Source organism: Elioraea tepidiphila DSM 17972, from assembly GCF_000378465.1.
Lineage (GTDB): Bacteria > Pseudomonadota > Alphaproteobacteria > Acetobacterales > Acetobacteraceae > Elioraea > Elioraea tepidiphila.
The window spans coordinates 95,563-112,408 of sequence record NZ_KB899921.1 but is presented as its reverse complement, the minus strand read 5'-3'; the positions used below and the strand labels follow the sequence as shown (position 1 = coordinate 112,408).

At 71.1% G+C, this 16,846-nt stretch carries 15 protein-coding genes; 6 read left to right on the top strand and 9 right to left on the bottom strand.

The annotated features are described in order from the left end of the window. Positions 1-92: 92 nt before the first annotated feature. Positions 93-1,319: an SAM-dependent methyltransferase gene (locus F563_RS0111115; RefSeq protein ID WP_019014752.1), complete on the top strand. Its 1,227-nt coding sequence runs from the start codon at positions 93-95 to the stop codon at positions 1,317-1,319. On the opposite strand, the gene metH is transcribed toward F563_RS0111115, so the two are convergent. Both metH and F563_RS22320 read right to left on the bottom strand, forming a co-directional pair. Beyond that, complete coding sequence (gene metH, locus F563_RS0111110; RefSeq protein ID WP_019014751.1) at positions 1,311-4,814, bottom strand: methionine synthase; 3,504 nt, start codon at positions 4,812-4,814, stop codon at positions 1,311-1,313. The genes F563_RS0111115 and metH overlap by 9 nt on opposite strands. An 8-nt stretch (positions 4,815-4,822) precedes the next feature. Continuing rightward, positions 4,823-5,785, bottom strand: a complete 963-nt coding sequence (locus F563_RS22320) for an ArsR/SmtB family transcription factor (RefSeq protein WP_019014750.1) — start codon at positions 5,783-5,785, stop codon at positions 4,823-4,825. 39 nt (positions 5,786-5,824) lie between these two features. On the opposite strand from F563_RS22320, the gene F563_RS23965 reads away from it, so the two are divergent. Beyond that, the gene (locus F563_RS23965; protein WP_019014749.1) at positions 5,825-6,154 is read left to right on the top strand and encodes a hypothetical protein; all 330 of its coding nucleotides are present in this window, start codon (positions 5,825-5,827) and stop codon (positions 6,152-6,154) included. A gap of 6 nt (positions 6,155-6,160) precedes the next feature. Here F563_RS23965 and F563_RS0111095 read toward each other — a convergent pair whose 3' ends face one another. Both F563_RS0111095 and F563_RS0111090 read right to left on the bottom strand, forming a co-directional pair. Beyond that, positions 6,161-7,750 carry a phosphoenolpyruvate carboxykinase gene (locus F563_RS0111095; RefSeq protein WP_019014748.1) on the bottom strand — a complete coding sequence of 530 codons (1,590 nt, stop codon included), beginning with the start codon at positions 7,748-7,750 and terminating at the stop codon, positions 6,161-6,163. Between the two features lie 96 nt (positions 7,751-7,846). Then, entirely contained in the window at positions 7,847-8,608 is a 762-nt protein-coding gene (locus F563_RS0111090; protein ID WP_026299507.1) for a HugZ family pyridoxamine 5'-phosphate oxidase, read from the bottom strand. 115 nt (positions 8,609-8,723) lie between these two features. Here F563_RS0111090 and F563_RS0111080 point away from each other — a divergent pair, with 115 nt between their 5' ends. Then, entirely contained in the window at positions 8,724-9,425 is a 702-nt protein-coding gene (locus F563_RS0111080; protein WP_026299506.1) for a response regulator transcription factor, read from the top strand. Positions 9,426-9,441: 16 nt separating this feature from the next. Next, positions 9,442-11,106, top strand: a complete 1,665-nt coding sequence (locus tag F563_RS0111075) for a HAMP domain-containing histidine kinase (RefSeq protein WP_019014745.1) — start codon at positions 9,442-9,444, stop codon at positions 11,104-11,106. A gap of 26 nt (positions 11,107-11,132) precedes the next feature. Here the strand turns inward: F563_RS0111075 and F563_RS0111070 are convergent, their stop codons facing one another. From F563_RS0111070 to def, 4 genes are read right to left on the bottom strand one after another with little or no spacing between them, the layout of a single operon-like run. After that, positions 11,133-12,869, bottom strand: coding sequence for an ABC transporter ATP-binding protein (locus tag F563_RS0111070; protein WP_019014744.1), 1,737 nt, complete (start codon positions 12,867-12,869; stop codon positions 11,133-11,135). 9 nt (positions 12,870-12,878) lie between these two features. Next, the gene (gene truA, locus F563_RS0111065) at positions 12,879-13,640 is read right to left on the bottom strand and encodes a tRNA pseudouridine(38-40) synthase TruA (protein WP_019014743.1); all 762 of its coding nucleotides are present in this window, start codon (positions 13,638-13,640) and stop codon (positions 12,879-12,881) included. Beyond that, positions 13,640-14,551, bottom strand: a complete 912-nt coding sequence (gene fmt, locus F563_RS0111060; RefSeq protein ID WP_019014742.1) for a methionyl-tRNA formyltransferase — start codon at positions 14,549-14,551, stop codon at positions 13,640-13,642. Before fmt ends, truA begins: the two co-directional genes overlap by 1 nt. Continuing rightward, positions 14,548-15,099 (bottom strand): peptide deformylase, encoded by a 552-nt coding sequence (gene def / locus F563_RS0111055; RefSeq protein ID WP_019014741.1) that lies wholly within the window; start codon positions 15,097-15,099, stop codon positions 14,548-14,550. The genes fmt and def overlap by 4 nt, the downstream gene beginning before the upstream one ends. A 149-nt stretch (positions 15,100-15,248) precedes the next feature. Here def and F563_RS0111050 point away from each other — a divergent pair, with 149 nt between their 5' ends. Both F563_RS0111050 and F563_RS0111045 read left to right on the top strand, forming a co-directional pair. Then, the gene (locus F563_RS0111050) at positions 15,249-15,680 is read left to right on the top strand and encodes an Hsp20 family protein (RefSeq protein WP_019014740.1); all 432 of its coding nucleotides are present in this window, start codon (positions 15,249-15,251) and stop codon (positions 15,678-15,680) included. Between the two features lie 70 nt (positions 15,681-15,750). Further along, positions 15,751-15,981, top strand: a complete 231-nt coding sequence (locus F563_RS0111045) for a DUF1150 family protein (RefSeq protein ID WP_019014739.1) — start codon at positions 15,751-15,753, stop codon at positions 15,979-15,981. 44 nt (positions 15,982-16,025) lie between these two features. Here F563_RS0111045 and phnC read toward each other — a convergent pair whose 3' ends face one another. Continuing rightward, positions 16,026-16,832: a phosphonate ABC transporter ATP-binding protein gene (gene phnC, locus F563_RS0111040; RefSeq protein WP_019014738.1), complete on the bottom strand. Its 807-nt coding sequence runs from the start codon at positions 16,830-16,832 to the stop codon at positions 16,026-16,028. Positions 16,833-16,846 lie beyond the last annotated feature (14 nt).

Genomic DNA, 16,846 nt, shown 5'->3' with positions numbered 1-16,846 from the left:
GGGAGAGCCTGGCCGGGACGGGTTTGAGCCGGAGCGGTCCAGAGAGAGCGCCGGCCGGCTCGCCCGTCTCCGCTCTCCCGAGGTTCACCGACATGACCCCGTCCACCGCTCTCGCGGCCGCGCCCGCGGTCGCGGCGTCGCCGCTTGCGTCTCCCTCCGATATCGCTCGCTGCATCGGCGCAGCCGCGCACCATCTCCTTCCGCATCTCGAACAGGGCCGTCAGGTCGACGCGGCAACCCTTCGCGCTGCGATGGAGCAGGCCTTCGGCGGCTCCGACACGTCCGGCGCCTGGGACTGGAAATCGGCCTACGACGCCTGCGAGGCCGCGACCGTCCTGTTTCTCCGCAAATACGGAAAGGCGCTTTTGCGCAAGGCCGGTTCTCCGGCCCTGGCCCTCCCCATGCTGGAGAAGATCGTCGGGCTTCTGCCGACGCATACGCGCCGTTCGATCGAGAGCGAGACCCTCCAGCAATTCTCGACACCGATGCCGCTCGGGCTCGCGGTCGCGACGGCCGCCGCCATTAGGCCCGGCGACCACGTGCTCGAGCCCTCGGCCGGAACCGGCCTCCTCGCCATCCTCGCCGAGATCGCGGGCGGATCGCTCGTCCTCAACGAGCTGGAGGAGACTCGCGCCGGGCTTCTCGCCCTCCTCTTTCCGGACATCGCCGTGAGCCGGCATGACGCCGCGCAGATTCACGACCACCTCGACGCCGCCATCGTGCCGAGCGTCGTCATCATGAACCCGCCGTTCTCGGCAATGGTGAATGTGCAAGGCCGCATGGCGGACGCAGCGCTCCGCCATATCGGCTCGGCGCTGGCGCGGCTCGCCGATGGCGGCCGCCTGGTCGCGATCACCGGCGCCAATTTCGCGCCCGACTCACCGGCCTGGCGCGACGCCTATGTCCGGCTGCAGGAGCGCGGCCGCGTCGTCTTCTCCGCCGCCGTCGACGGCCGCGTCTATGCCAGGCACGGCACGACGTTTTCGACGCGGCTCACCGTGATCGACAAGCGCCCGGCCGACGATCCCACCGTCTTCCCGGCCGCGCCCGGTGTCGCGCCGAACGCCGCCACGCTGCTGGCCTGGGTCACAGAGCACGTTCCGGCTCGGCTGCCAGTGGATGCCTGCGTGGCGGTGCCCACTGTCACCACGCCGCGCACCGTTCGCGGCTACGTCGCCCGTACCGCACAAGCCGCATCGCGGCCAGCGATGGCGGCCGAGCCGGAAGGCATCGAGCTCGACTACGGGACGGTCGACTGGACACCGCCACAGGGTGCGCGCCTCTCCGATTCCATCTACGAGGACTATGCGCTAGACTGAGAAATACTTCGCCCGCGGGTGCAGCACCACGATCGCGCTGGTGCTCTGCTCCGGATGGAGCTGCCACTCGTCAGACAGCGATACGCCGATCCGCTCGCCGTCCAGCAGGCTCAGCAGCGGCAACTGGTCCTCGAGCTTCGGGCAGGCCGGATAGCCGAACGAGTAGCGGCTGCCGCGATACCCCTGCTGCAGCATCCTGTCGATGTCGCGGTCGTCCTCGGACGCGAAGCCACACTCCGCCCGGATGCGCTTGTGCACGTACTCCGCCATCGCCTCCGCGACCTCCACCGAAAGCCCGTGCAGGTAGAGATAGTCCTGGTAGCGGTTCGCCTCGAACCACTGCCGCGCCATGTCGGACGCCTTCTGCCCGACCGTCACCACCTGAAGCCCGATCACGTCGCGGTTCTCCGGCCCGTCATCGATGTCGCGGAAGAAATCGGCGATGCACTCGCCGTCCTCCTTCGCCTGGCGGGGCAGGGTGAAGCGGCAGAGTTCGGTCCGGCCGTCCTCCATGAACAGCACCACGTCGTTCCCCTCGCCGGCCGCCTTCCAGTAGCCGTAGAGCGCCTGGGGCTTCAGGATCTGCTCCTCCTCGCAGAGCCGCAGCATCCGCTTCAGCACCGGGCGCAGCTCCTGCTTCGCCCAGCCGAGGAAATCCTCGAGCCGCCGTCCCTGTTTCCGGAAGCCCCACTGGAACTGGTAGAGCGAGCGTTCGTTGATGAACGGCACCACCGCCTTGGTCGGCGCCTCCAGCAGACGCGGGCCCCAGAACGGCGGGGTGGGCGGCACGTAGCCATCGGCCAGCCGCCGCCGTCGCGCCCGGGCATAGGCGCGATCGACGGGTGCTGTCGCCGCATCCGCCGCCTCGCCGAGCTTGCGACGCGTGTTCGAGGGCTTGCCGCGCCGCTTCGCCTGCACCGCGGCGAGATAGTCGTCGAACTGCCCGCCGACCACCTTGTCCATCAGGTGCAGTCCATCGAAGGCATCGCGCGCATAGGCCACACGCCCCGCGCCATAGGCGAGCGCGCAGTCCTGCTCCACGTAGTTGCGCGTCAGCGCCGCGCCCCCGAGCATCACCGGGATGTCGACGCCAAGCCGCGTCATCTCCTCGAGGTTCTCGCGCATCACGACGGTCGACTTCACCAGGAGCCCGCTCATGCCGATCGCGTGCGCACGGTTCTCGTTGGCCGCCTTCAGCATGTCGGCGAGCGGCACCTTGATCCCCAGGTTGATCACCCGGTAGCCGTTGTTGGTGAGGATGATGTCGACCAGGTTCTTGCCGATGTCGTGCACGTCGCCCTTGACGGTCGCGAGCACGACAGTGCCCTTGGTCTGGCCCTCGACCCGTTCCATGTGCGGCTCGAGATACGCGACCGCCGCCTTCATGGTCTCGGCCGATTGCAGCACGAAGGGAAGCTGCATCTTGCCCGCGCCGAACAGCTCGCCCACCACCTTCATGCCGTCGAGGAGGATGGTGTTGATGATGTCGAGCGGCGCGATCCCTTTGGCCATCGCCTGGGCGAGATCGTCCTCCAGCCCCTTGCGGTCGCCATCGACGATGCGGTCCTTCAGCCGCTCCTCGACCGTCTCGGCGCGCTTGCGCTTGCCCGTGTCGGCCGCCTTGCGGTCGGCGAACAGCTCCAGCATGCGCTGGAGCGGATCGTAGCCCTCGCGGCGGCGATCGAAGATCAGGTCCTCCGCCACCTGCACCTCCTCGGGCGGGATCTGGTGCAGCGGCTTGATCTTCGAGACATGCACGATCGCGCCGGTCATGCCGGCGCGCAGCGCATGGTCGAGGAACACCGAGTTCAGCACATGCCGCGCGGCCGGGTTCAGCCCGAAGGAGATGTTCGACAGGCCCAGGATGATCTGGATGTCCGGGAACGCCTCGCGGATCATCCGGATGCCGTCGAGCGTCCAAAGCCCGAGCTTGCGGTCGTCCTCGTTGCCGGTGGCGATGGTGAAGGTGAGCGGATCGATCAGCAGGTCCGACTGCGGCAGGCCGTGGCGGTCGCAGGCGAACTCGACGAGACGCTTCGCAATGCGGAGCTTGTCCTCGGCGGTCTTGGCCATCCCGGCCTCGTCGATCGTCAACGCGATCACCGCGGCGCCGAACTTCTTCGCCAGGATCATGCGGTCACGCGCGGCGCGCTCGCCCTCCTCGAAATTGATCGAGTTGATGATCGGCTTGCCGCCGTGCAGCTTCAGCGCCGCCTCGATGACGTTGGTCTCGGTGCTGTCGATCACCAGCGGCGCGTTCACCGAAGAGGTGAAGCGCTTCACGACCTCGCTCATCTCGTGGAGCTCGTCGCGGCCGACGAAGGCGGTGCAGATGTCGAGGCTGTTCGAACCCTCGCCCACCTGCTCGCGGCCCATCGCCACGCAGCCGTCCCAGTCATTCGCGGCCTGGAGCTCGCGCCACTTCTTCGAGCCGTTGGCATTGCAGCGCTCGCCGATCGAGAAATAGGCGTTCTCCTGGCGGAGCGCGGTCGCCGTGTAGAGCGAGGCGACCGACGGCACCCAGACGGGCTTGCGCGGCGCCGGCGCGGGGCGGCGCGCGGCACCCGCACGTTTGCGCAGCATCGCATCGAGTGCCGCGATATGCGTGTTGTTGGTGCCGCAGCACCCGCCGATGAGGTTCACGCCGTCCTCGGCGACGAAGCGCTCCAGCCAGACCGCGAGTTCCTCGGGCGTCAGCGGATAGTGCGTCCTGCCGTCGACCAGCTCGGGCAGGCCGGCGTTCGGCTGCACGCTGAGAAGCCCGGGCCAGTTCTGCGCGAGCCAGCGCACATGCTCGGCCATCTCCTGCGGCCCGGTCGCGCAGTTCAGCCCGATCAGCGGCACGTCGAGCGCATGGATCACGGTCGCGGCGGCGGAGATGTCGGGCCCGACCAGCAGCGTGCCGGTGGTCTCGACGGTCACCTGCACGAACACCGGCAGATCCTCCTTGCCGGCGCGCGCGCGCGCGATCTTCGAGCCGTTCACGGCAGCCTTGATCTGCAACGTGTCCTGGCAGGTCTCGATCAGGATCGCGTCCGCCCCGCCGGCGATCAGCCCCTCGGCCTGCACGGTCAGTGCGGCTTCCAGCGTGTCGTAGTCGATGTTGCCGAGGGTGGGCAGTTTCGTGCCCGGACCGATCGAGCCGACCACCCAGCGGTGCCGGCCGTCGCTGAACTGTTCGGCCGCCTCGCGCGCGAGCTCGACCGCGACCTTGTTCAGCGCGAACGCCTCGTTCTCCAGCCCGAACTCGGCGAGCGTGATCGGCGAGGCGCCGAAGGTGTTGGTCTCCACCATGTCGGCACCGGCCTCGTAGTAGCCGCGATGGATCTCGCGCACGATGTCGGGGCGCGAGAGCAGCAGCACCTCGGTGCAGTTCTCCTTGCCCAGGAAGTCCCGCTCGATGTCGAGCGTCATCGCCTGGATGCGCGCGCCGAAGCCGCCATCGCAGAGCAGGACGTGGTCACGCAGGGCGTCGAGCAGATGCGGGCGGGACATGGCGTTCCTCAGGCGTCGATGCGGGCCGCGCCCTGGGGCGCGGGCGCGGGCACGGGGCGGGCGGCGAGATGGAGGTGCACGGTGAGCGGACCCGGAATGACCACGGCCGGGCGCGAGGCGAACCCGGCGGCAGAGAGCCAAGCGGCGAGCTGCGGCGCGGGAAAGCCCGGCCAGCGATGCGCGAGCCGGCGCACCAGCGCGTCGTCGCCGTGCGGGGCGAGGTCGATGATCGCGACCGTGCCGCCGGGGGCGAGCACGCGCGCGGCCTCGGCCAGCACCTCCGGCGGGTCGTCGGCGTAGTGCAGCACCATCGAGAGGGTGATCAGGTCGAAGCTGGCACGGCCGAATGGCAGCCGCGTCATGTCGGCCTGGCGCAGCGCGCAGTGGGCGAGCCCGGCCGCGCTCAGCCTCGCGCGGGCGAGGGCGAGCATCTCGCGCGAGAGATCGATCCCGGTGGCGGCCTCGGCGCGGGGCCCGAGCAGTTCCAGCATCCGCCCGGTGCCGGTGCCGATGTCGAGCAGCCGGCCAAGCGGCCCGGGCGGCAGGTCGGCGAGCAGGCGGGCCTCGATCGCGGCGGCGGGCAGGTCGAGCGCGCGGAGCTCGTCCCAGGCGGTGGGGTTCGCCTGGAACGCGGCGGAGGCGGCGCGGGCACGGACGGCGCGGAGGGAGCGCGCGCGGTGACGGTCGGCGGCGAGTTGCGGATCGTCCTCGGGCAGCCGGGCGAGCGCCGAGCGCGCGAGCGCGCCGCCGGGGGTTTCGGCGAGACGAAAGAAGATGTTCGCGCCCTCGCGGGCGCGCGCGAGAACCCCGGCGTCGGTCAGCAGCTTCAGGTGGCGCGAGAGCCGGGGCTGGGACTGGCCGAGGATCTCGACCAGGTCGGCGACGCACCACTCGCCCTCGGTCGCGAGCGCGACGAGGCGGAGCCGGGTCGGTTCGGCAATGGCCCGCAGAGCGGCGAGGACCTCACGCATGCGCTTGCTGATGACATAAACATGTCTTTATGTCGAGCTATGGACGACCGCATTCCCGTGCGCTTCGCCGCGCCGCGCCCAGGCGGGCCGCCGCCGGGGGCGGCGCTCGTGGTGGACGAGACGGCGCTGGCGCCGCGTGCCACCCCCCTGGTCGAGCGGCTGGCTGCGGAGCGGCCCGCGCATAGCGCCGCCTGCTCCTGCTGCGGCAGCCGCGCGTCGCTCGCCGCGGCGCTGCACGCGCTGTTCATCCGCCGCGCGACCGGGGTGACCCCCTGGTTCGACCGGGTGGAGGTGCGCAGCGCCCGCGCCGATGCGTCCGCGCTCGAAGACCCGCTGGTGGCCGCGCGGTTCAGGCTCGAGGACGGCTGACCGGCCTCACGCCGCGGCCCGGATCGCCGCCTCGCGCACGCGGTCGTCCACCTCGGCGGCGAAGCGCTCGAAGTTGCGCTCGAACCGGCCGACGAGCTCCCGCGCCGCCGCATCGTAAGCGGCGCCATCGGCCCAGGTCCCGCGCGGGTCGAGCACGCGCGCATCGACGCCCGGGCAGGCGGTCGGCACCGCGAAGCCGAAGAACGGGTCCTTGCGCATCGGCGCGCGCGCCAGGCTGCCGTCCAGCGCCGCCGCGAGCAGCGCGCGGGTATCGGCGATGCGCATCCGCCGCCCGACGCCATGGGCGCCCCCGGTCCAGCCCGTGTTGACCAGCCAGCACGCCGCACCGTGGCGCGCGATCCGCTCCGCCAGCATCCGGCCGTAGACCGCCGGCGGGCGCGGCAGGAACGGCGCGCCGAAACAGGCCGAGAAGGTCGCCTTCGGCTCGCTTCCCAGCCCCTTCTCGGTGCCGGCCACGCGCGCGGTGTAGCCCGACAGGAAGTGGTACATCGCCTGCTCGGGCGTGAGCTTGGCGATCGGCGGCAGCACGCCGAACGCATCCGCCGTCAGCATGAAGACGTGGCGCGGCTGGCCCGCGCGCCCTCCCGGCAGCGCGCCCTCGATGAACTCGATCGGGTAGCAGGCGCGCGTGTTCTCGGTGTGCCGCGCATCCTCGAGGTCGAGCACGCCCGTGGTCTCGTCGGCCACGACGTTCTCCAGAACCGTGCCGAATCGGTGCATGGCCGACCAGATCTGCGGTTCGGCCTCGGGGTCGAGCCGGATCACCTTGGCGTAGCAGCCGCCTTCGAGGTTGAAGGTGCCGCTCTCGCCCCACCCGTGCTCGTCATCGCCGATCAGGCGGCGCGTGGGGTCGGAGGAGAGCGTGGTCTTGCCGGTGCCGGAGAGGCCGAAGAACAGCGCCACGTCGCCCTGCGCGCCGATATTGGCCGAGCAGTGCATCGGCAGCACGCCGCGCTCGGGCAGCAGGTGGTTCATCACGGTGAAGATCGACTTCTTGATCTCGCCCGCGTAGGACGTGCCGCAGATCACCACCTCCCGCCAGTCGAACGAGAGCGCGATCGCGCAGTCGCCGCGCGTGCCGTCGAGCCTCGGATCGGCGTGGAACCCGGGCGCGTGGAGGATGGTCCAGTCCGGCACGAAGCCGTCGAGGTCCTCGGCCGCGGGGCGGATGAACATGTTGCGCGCGAACAGCGCATGCCAAGCCCCCGTGGTGACCACGCGCACGCGGATGCGGTGCGCCGGATCGGCCCCGGCGTAGAGGTCCTGCACGAACAGCTCCTGGCCGGCGAGATACCCAGCGACGCGGCCGCGCAGCATGGCGAAGCGGTCGGGCGACAGGGGCTGGTTCACCGCGCCCCAGTCGATCTGATCCCGCACCGAGGGCTCCTCGACCACATACTTGTCGCCGGCGCTGCGGCCGGTGTGCTGGCCGGTGTTGACCACCAGCGCCCCGGAGGCGGCGAGCCGACCCTCCCCCCGCGCCACCGCCGCCTCGATCAGCACCGGCGCGGCGAGGTTCGCGCGCACGGTCCGGGTCGGGTGAAGGCCGGGAATGGTGATGGTCGGCTGCGGCATGGGCGCTTCCTCGCGTGGTTCTGAGGCAGGGTGGGGTCGAACGATTGGGCCGTAGATAGGGTCGGCGAGGAGCGAGGTCAAAAAATGGCGAAAAACCTACGACTCGCCCATATTTTGAGCCGCTTCACGTGCCGCCCGCGTGGCGAGGATCAGCGCCTTGCGCACCCCGTCGGCGTCCTGGACCGGGTTCGGAAACGCCAGCCGCGCCACCTGGTTCCCGCGCGCGAAGTCGCAGCCATCCACATCCACAGCCGCCATGCGCCAGCCCCGGCCAGCCCGGCCGAGCAGACGGCGCACGATCACCGCGACCGCATCCGCGTGCTCGGCGTTCACGTGGTCGAGGATCTCGGCTTCGGCCGCCGTCAGCGCGGCGACCGCGGTCGCGTCGGGCCGCAGCGCCGAGCCGGGCACGCGGCGGGCCATGGCGAACCCGCCGACATACAGCGCCTCCTGCGGCACCACCCGCCACAGCCGGAAATCCGGCAGGTCCGCATAAAGCCGGGCATAGGGGTGGCGCGCGAGCCAGCGCGCCTTCAGGGACGCGGCCTCCTCGCCCTCGACCCGCTCCGCGACCCCGGTGACCGTCACGCGCGGCCGCTTCTGCGGGTTGGGCCCGGCCGCGGCGCCCACGAACAGCAGCGAGCAGCGTCCATCCGCCATCAGATGGCGCGTATGGCCGGAGAGCTGCGACAGCCACAGCAGCACCGCCAGATCCGGCGCCGCCGCCGGCGTCACCAGCGAGGCGAAGGGCTGGCCGGAGGCCGAGACAGTCGCGAGCATGGCCTCCTTCGCGCCGCGAATCAGCGCGCGCGCTGCAACCTCGGGTGGGGGAACTGCGTTGTCCGATGCGCGTGCCATGATCCGTTCACGTTCCGTCCGAGATCAGCCACAATGGCGCGTCAGCCTGGGGACCATGCAGACCGCGATGACCCCCCAGGCCTCCACCCAGCCCGTTCCCTTGGCCGAGGCCCCGATGCCGCAGACCATCGCCCTGGTCGACGACGACCGCAACATCCTCACCTCGCTCGCGATGACGCTGGAGGCCGAAGGCTACCAGGTGCGCACCTATACCGATGGCGAGAGCGCGCTGCACGGGATCACCGCCAAACCGGTCGATCTCGCCGTGCTCGACATCAAGATGCCGCGCATGGACGGGCTCGAACTTCTCCAGCGCCTGCGCAAGCAGACCGCGTTGCCGGTGATCTTCCTCACCTCCAAGGACGAGGAGGTGGACGAGCTGATGGGGCTCCGCCTCGGCGCCGACGACTACATCACCAAGCCGTTCAGCCAGCGCCTGGTGATCGAGCGCATCCGCGCCCTGCTCCGCCGCAACGAACTCGCCCGCGGCGAAGGCTCGGGCCAGCCCGCCGGCGGGGTGCTCTCGCGCGGGTCGCTCTCGCTCGACGAGAACCGCCATCTCTGCACCTGGAAGGGCCAGCCGGTGCAGCTCACCGTCACCGAGTTCCTGCTGGTCAAGGCGCTCGCCGCGCGGCCCGGCATCGTCAAGTCGCGCGACCAGCTGATCGATGCGGCCTATGGCGAGAACATCTATGTCGATGACCGCACGATCGACAGCCACGTGAAGCGGATCCGCAAGAAGTTCCGCGCGGTCGACACCGGCTTCGCGCAGATCGAGACCCTCTACGGCATCGGCTACCGCTACAAGGAGGAATGACCTCCACGGTGCCGTCATGCCCGATTCGGGACGGTTGACGGGCGTCGATCCCGCCGACGACCTCGCGCGCGCTCCGCAGCGCCGGCTGCGCAAGCTGGTGTTCTCGCCGCTGCTGCGGCGCATCCTGCTGGTCAATGCGCTGCCGCTCGGGCTGCTGGTCGCGGCCCTGCTCTATCTCGACACCTACCAGGACGGGCTGATCGACGCCGAGGCCGCCTCCCTGCGCGTGCAGGCGCAGGTCTTCGCCGGCGCGATCGGCGAGAGCGCGACCTCGATCGAGGACCCGGAGCGGCCCGTGCTGGTGCCCGACCTCGCGCGGCCGCTGCTGCGCCGCCTCGTCGAGCCCACGCCCTTCGCCCAGGCCCGGCTCTACGATCCCGACGGCGAGCTGGTCGCGGACAGCCGGGTGATCACCGGGCCGGGCGGCGCCGTGACCACCGAGCCCCTGCCCCCTCCCCCGCCGCAGCGCGGCCCGTTCGCCGCCGCCGTCGTCGCCGCCTACGAGACCGTGATGGCCCTGTTGCCGCGCGGCACGAGCTTCCCCACCATTCCGGGCGACGGCGAGTGGACCCCCGACATCCGCCCGCTGCTCGCCGCCGCCGCCGCCGGCCAGGCGGCGCCGCAGGTGCGCCGGACCGAGGACGGGCGGCTTGTCGTCTCGGTCGCGGTGCCCGCACTGCGCAACCGCGACGTGGTCGGCATCGTGCTGCTGACGCGCGAGGCGCGCGAGGTGGACGAGGCCCTGTTCCAGGTGCGCATGACCATCATCGCGGCCTTCGGACTGGCGCTGGCGCTCACGGTCGCGCTCTCGTTCTACCTCTCGACCACGATCGCGCGGCCGCTCCTGCGGCTCGCGCGCGCGGCCGAGCGCATGCGCGAGGGGCGCGGCCGGCGCGGCCATGTGCGCCCCTCGCTCCGGACACGGCGCGACGAGATCGGCGCGCTCGCCCAGGCGCTGGACGAGAGCGCGGCCGCGCTCTGGGCGCGGATGGACGCGATCGAGCGCTTCGCCGCCGATGTCGCGCACGAGATCAAGAACCCGCTGACCTCGATCCGCAGCGCGATCGAGACGCTGCGCCGCGTGCAGGACCCCGAGCGCCAGCAGCGCCTGCTCGCCGTCATCGCCGAGGATGTGCAGCGGCTGGACCGGCTGATCAGCGACATCTCGGACGCGAGCCGGGTCGATACCGAGCTTGCGCGCACGGTCACCGAGCGGGTCGATGTCGCGCCGATCCTCGCGACCCTGGCCGACATCCACGAGACCACGCGCGAGCCGCACGGGCCCCGCATCGTGCTGGAGGCGCCGGAGAACGGGCTCGTGGTGAACGGCGTCGAGGGGCGGCTGGTGCAGGTGTTCCGCAACCTGATCGGCAATGCCGTGTCGTTCAGCCCCCCTGACGGCACGATCCGGCTGATAGGACGGCGCGCGGGCGGCGTGGTCGAGGTCGCGGTGGAGGACGAGGGGCCGGGCATCCCCGAGGCCAAGCTCGAGCACATCTTCGAGCGGTTCTACTCGGAACGGCCCAAGGGCGAACGCTTCGGCGCCCATTCGGGGCTCGGGCTGTCGATCTCGCGCCAGATCGTCGAGGCGCTGCACGGGCGCATCACCGCCGAGAACCGGCGTGACGATTCGGGCGCGGTGATCGGCGCGCGCTTCGTGGTGCGGCTGCCGGCGGCGTGACGCGGCCCGGCCTCGTCCTCGCGCGCCTACGGCGACGAGGCGCCGGCGGCGAGCCCGAACTGCGCCTCGTGCAGCGCGCGATATGCCGCGCCCCGCGCCAGCAGGTCGGTATGCGTCCCCTGCTCGGCGATCCGGCCATCCGCCACCACGACGATCCGGTCCGCGTTGCGGATGGTGGCCAGCCGATGCGCGATCACCAGCGTCGTCCGGCCCTCGGCGAGGTCCGCAAGCGAGGCCTGGATCGCGCGCTCGGTCTCGGTGTCGAGAGCGCTGGTCGCCTCGTCGAGGATCAGGATCGGCGGGTTCTTGAGGAAGATCCGCGCGATCGCGAGCCGCTGCTTCTGCCCGCCCGAGAGCTTCACGCCGCGTTCGCCGATCACGGTGTCGAGTCCGTCGGGCAGTTCGCGGATCATGCCGTCGAGCCGCGCGCGCCGTGCCGCCTCCAGAATCTCGTCGTCCGAGGCGCCGAGCCGTCCGTAGGCGATGTTCTCGCGGATCGTGCCCGCGAACAGGAACACGTCCTGCTGGACGATGCCGATCTGCCCGCGCAGGGAGGCGAGCGTCAGGTCGCGGATGTCGATCCCGTCGATGGTGATGCGCCCGGCATCGACATCGTAGAAGCGCGGCAGCAGCGCGCAGAGCGTGGTCTTGCCCGCGCCTGACGGGCCGACGAGCGCGATCGTCTCGCCCGGCGCGATCGCGAGGTCGATGTCGCGCAGCACCGGCCGGTCGGGCTCATAGCCGAAGCGCACGCCTTCGTAGCGCACCGCGCCCTTGAGCGGCGGCGTCGGGCGGGCATCGGGCCGATCGACGATGTCGGGCTCGGTGCCGATGAGCTGGAGATAGCGGCGGAATCCGGCAATGCCCTTGGGATAGGTCTCGATCACCGCATTGATCTTGTCGAGCGGGCGGTAGAACACGGAGACCAGCAGCAGGAAGGCGACGAAATCGCCGATCGTCATCGCGCCCTGGACGATGAAGATCGAGCCCGCGAGCATGACGATCACCTGCACGAAGCGCATGCCGAGATAGTTCAGCGTCAGGCTGACCGCCATGATGCGGTAGGCGTCGAGCTTGACGCGGCGGTACTTCTCGTTGTCCGCGCCGAAGAGGCGGCGTTCGTGCGCCTCGTTGGCGAAGGCCTTGACCACGCGGATGCCGCCCACCGCCTCCTCGATGCGCGCGTTGAAGGCGCCGACGCGGCCGAACTGCGCCTGCCAGTTCTGCGTCATCCGCCCGCCGTAGTGCGTGATCACCCAGGCCGCAATCGGCACGACGAGCCCGGCGATCAGGGCGAGCGCCGGGTTGACGTAGATCATCAGCGCGAAGGCGCCGAGGAAGGTGAGCACGGCAATCAGCAGGTCCTCCGGCCCGTGATGCGCGACCTCGCCGATCTCCTCGAGATCCTTGGTCATGCGCCCGACCAGGTGTCCGGTCTTCTGTCCGTCATAGAATCGGAACGACAGCCGCATGAGATGGTCGAAGGCGCGGCGGCGGAGTTCGGTCTCGATCGCGATGCCGAGCACGTGGCCCCAGTAGGTGACGATCGCCATCAGCGCGCCGTTGACGAGGTAGAGGGCCATCAGCGCGGCGATCGCGATCAGGATCAGCGGCAGGTCCTGGCCCGGCAGCAGGTGGTCGATGAAGCCGCGCACCGCCATCGGGAAGGCGAGCTCCAGCATGCCGGAGAGGGCGGCGCAGCCGAAGTCGAGCATGAGAAGCCGCTTGTGCGGCCGGTAATACGCGAGGAAGGCGCGGAGCATGGGCGCCTTCTAACGCGCGAACGGATCGGCCGGATAGCGCACGGCGGTCAGCGTCAGCCCCTCGGGCGGGGCGGTCGGGCCCGCGGCGGACCGATCGCGCGCGGCGAGCGCGGCGGCGACATCCGCCGGAGTCCAGCGCCCTTCGCCGACCAGCTTCAGCGTGCCGACGAGGTTGCGCACCTGGTGATGGAGGAAGCTTCGCGCCTCGGCGAACACACGCACGAGATCGCCCTCGCGCACGACATCGAGCCGATCCAGCGTCTTCACCGGGCTCGCGGCCTGGCAGGCCGCCGCACGGAACGAGGTGAAGTCGTGCCGCCCCACCAGCAGCGCGGCGGCCGCCTGCATCGCGCCCGCATCGAGCCGGCGCTTCACGTGCCACACGCGCCCCGCCAGCAGCGCGGGACGGGCGCGCCGGTCGAGGATGTCGTAGCGGTAGGCACGGCCGATCGCCGAGAACCGCGCGTGGAAGTCGTCCGGCGCGCGCGCCGCCTGCACGACCGACACGCGGTGCGTACCGAGATGGAAGTTCACCGCCTCGCGCAGCCGCCGCGGATCGATCTCGCGCGCGAGGTCGAGATGCGCCACCTGCGCTTCCGCATGCACGCCCGCATCGGTGCGCCCGGCGGCAACCGCGACGACGGGATCGTGCGGCGTCAAGGGAGCGGCCGCCTCCTCCAGCACCTGCTGGACCGAGAGCCCGGTCTCCTGCCGCTGCCAGCCGAGGAAGCCCGCGCCGTCGTACTCGACCAGCAGGGCGTAGCGCGGCATCAGCCGAGCCGGTCGCCGGGCGCGAGCGGATAGCCGCGCAGGAAGGCGTCGATCTCCTGCGGCGCGCGCCCGGCGCGCTGCAGCCGCGTCAGCCGGAGCACCGTGCCGCCGCCGCAGGCGACCCGGCCGGCCTCCAGCACGGTGCCCGGCGGCGCCTCGGTCCGCTCCGGCAACGGCGCGGCATCGAGGACCTTCAGCACCTCCTCGCCGTGACGGGTGTGCGTGCCGGGCCAGGGATTGAGCGCGCGCACCTGGCGGTCGATCGCGGCGGCATCACGGCTCCAGTCGATCCGCCCGTCCTCCCGGGTGAGCTTCGGCGCATAGGTCACGCCCTCGTCCGGCTGCGGAACGGCCGGCGGGTTCTCGGCGAGGGCGCGCAGGATCAGCCGCGCGCCCAGCGCAGCCAGGGTGTCATGCAGCGTGGACGCGGTCGTCTCCGGCCCGATCGGTACGGCTTCGGCGAGCAGCATCGGCCCCGTGTCGAGCCCCTCGTCCATGCGCATGATGGTCACGCCGGTGCGGTCGTCGCCCGCCAGGATCGCGGCCTGGATCGGCGCCGCCCCCCGCCAGCGCGGCAGCAGCGAGGCATGGATGTTGAGGCAGCCGCGGCGCGGTGCGTCCAGCATCGGCTTGGGCAGGATCAGCCCGTAGGCCGCGACCACCGCGGCGTCGAGATCGAGTGCGGCGAAGGCCGCGTGTTCGGCTTCGTCGCGCCGCAGCCGCGCGGGGGTACGGACGGGAAGCCCGAGCGCCTCGGCCGCCACATGCACGGCGCATCTGGTCTCGCGCTGGCCGCGATGCGCAGGCTTGGGCGGCTGGCAATAGACCGCGGCGATCGCATGCCCCGCACCGTGCAGCGCGCGCAGCGCCGGCACCGCGAAGTCGGGGCTGCCCATGAAGGCGAGCCTCACGCCTGCGCCTTCTCCCGCTGCGCCTTGGCGAGCCGGCGCAGGATCATGTTGCGCCTGAGCGACGAGATGCGGTCGATGAACAGCACGCCGTCGAGATGATCGATCTCGTGCTGGAGGCAGCGTGCCATCAGCCCCTCGGCCTCGATCGTGCGCCGCAGCCCGTCCTGCCCCTCGAACCGAACCGTCACGGCGCGCGGGCGGGTGACGTCGGCGTACTGGTCGGGCAGCGACAGGCAGCCCTCCTCGCGCGTCTCGACCTCCGCGCTTGCGGCGACGATCTCCGGGTTGATCAGCACGATCGGCTCGCGCCTGTCGTCGCGCTGGAGGTCGATCACGGCGAGGCGGAGCCCGAGGCCGATCTGGGGGGCGGCGAGCCCGATGCCCGGGGCGGCATACATGGTCGCCAGCATGCGGGGGATGAGGTCGCGTACGGTCGTGGCATCGGCCGCCACGACCGGGCGGGTCTTGCGGCGCAGCACCGGGTCGGGGGCGATCAGGATGCGCAGCCGCTCCGCCTCGACGGGCGCTACTGGGGCAGGATCGGTCATGCGCGTCAGGTAGCGGCCCCCTGCCCGGCCCGCAATGCCCGGACCGCACGGGCCGGTCTTGCGCCGCCGGGACCTCTTTCCCATCTCCACCGCAGCCGGGGTGCCTTCGGGGTCCCGGCCGGACGCTCGCTCGAAACGAGGAGACCACCATGACCCGCACATCGCCATTCGGCAGCCCGCTGTTTCTCGGCTTCGACCACCTCGAGCAGATGCTGGAGCGGCTGTCGAAGAACGGTGGCGAGGGCTACCCGCCCTACAACATCGAGCAGACCGGGCCGTCGAGCCTGCGCATCACGCTCGCCGTGGCCGGGTTCACGATGGACGACCTCTCGATCACGGTGGAGGACAGCCAGCTCGTCATCCGCGGCCGCCAGGCCGAGGAGGCGCAGAACCGGGTGTTCCTGCACCGCGGCATCGCGGCGCGGCAGTTCCAGCGCACCTTCGTGCTGGCCGACGGGATCGAGGTGAAGGGGGCGTGGCTGGACAGCGGCCTGCTGCACATCGACCTGGAGCGGATTCAGCCCGAGAGCAGGGCACGGTCGATCCAGATCGGCATGCGGCCGGCCGGAGCGTCCCGTTGAGCGATCGGGGCCGGAAACGGACCGGAAACCAGGGTGCGGCCATGATGGCGCACCGGAGGAGTGTGACACGATGAACACGCAGAAGACCCGTGGTCAGGTGAGCATCCCCGTGCCGACCCGCCAGCAACTGGCGGAACTGGGGCTGGGCGGCCTCGCCTATGTCCGCGCCGTCGTGGTGGACGGGCAGTCGGCCTTCGCGATCTTCGGCGCCGACGGCCAGCAGATCGGCCTGGCGCCGGACCGCGCGCTGGCGGATGCGGCGATCGTCCAGCACGAGATGGTGCCGGTCAGCGTGCACTGACGAGGCGCGGCGGCCGCCCCGCCGTCGTGCGGTGAACGGCGCGGTCAGGCGGCCATGCGCGACGGTGCGGCCTCGATGGCCGTGGAGGTGACGGTCTCGGCCTGATCGAGCTCCTCCTCGCTCATGCCGTAGATGTCGCGCACCATCGCCGCGGTGAGCTGCGCCGGCACGCCGTCGAACACGACCCGGCCCGCGCGCATGCCGACGATCCGGTCGCAGTACTGGCGCGCGGTGTCGAGCGTGTGCAGGTTGCACAGCACGGTCAGCCCGTCCTCGCGGTTGATCCGGCGCAGCGCGTCCATCACGACCTTGCCGTTGCGCGGATCGAGCGAGGCGATCGGTTCGTCGGCGAGGATGATCCGCGGCTCCTGCATCAGCGCCCGCGCGATCGCGACACGCTGCTGCTGCCCGCCCGAGAGCGTGTCCGCGCGCTGGAGCGCGGCCTCGGCGAGATCGAAGCGGTCGAGGGTGCGGATCGCGAGCGCGCGCTCTTCGGCGCTGAACAGCTTGAACAGCGAGGACAGGGTGGAGCGGTGATTCAGCCGCCCCACCAGCACGTTCGTCAGCACATCGAGCCGCTGCACCAGGTTGAACTGCTGGAAGATCATCGCGCAGTCGGTGCGCCAGTCGCGCAGCGCCCGGCCCGTGAGCGCGCCCACGTCGCGCCCCTCGAAGACGAGCCGGCCCGCGGAGGGGTCGATCAGCCGGTTGATCAGGCGCAGCAGCGTCGACTTGCCCGCGCCCGACCGGCCGATGATCCCGACCATCTGGCCGTTCGGCACCGCCAGCGTGACGTCGTCCACCGCGGTCACGCTGCCGAAGCGCCGCGTCAGGCCTGTGATCTCCAGCATGGTGGTCTCCGGTT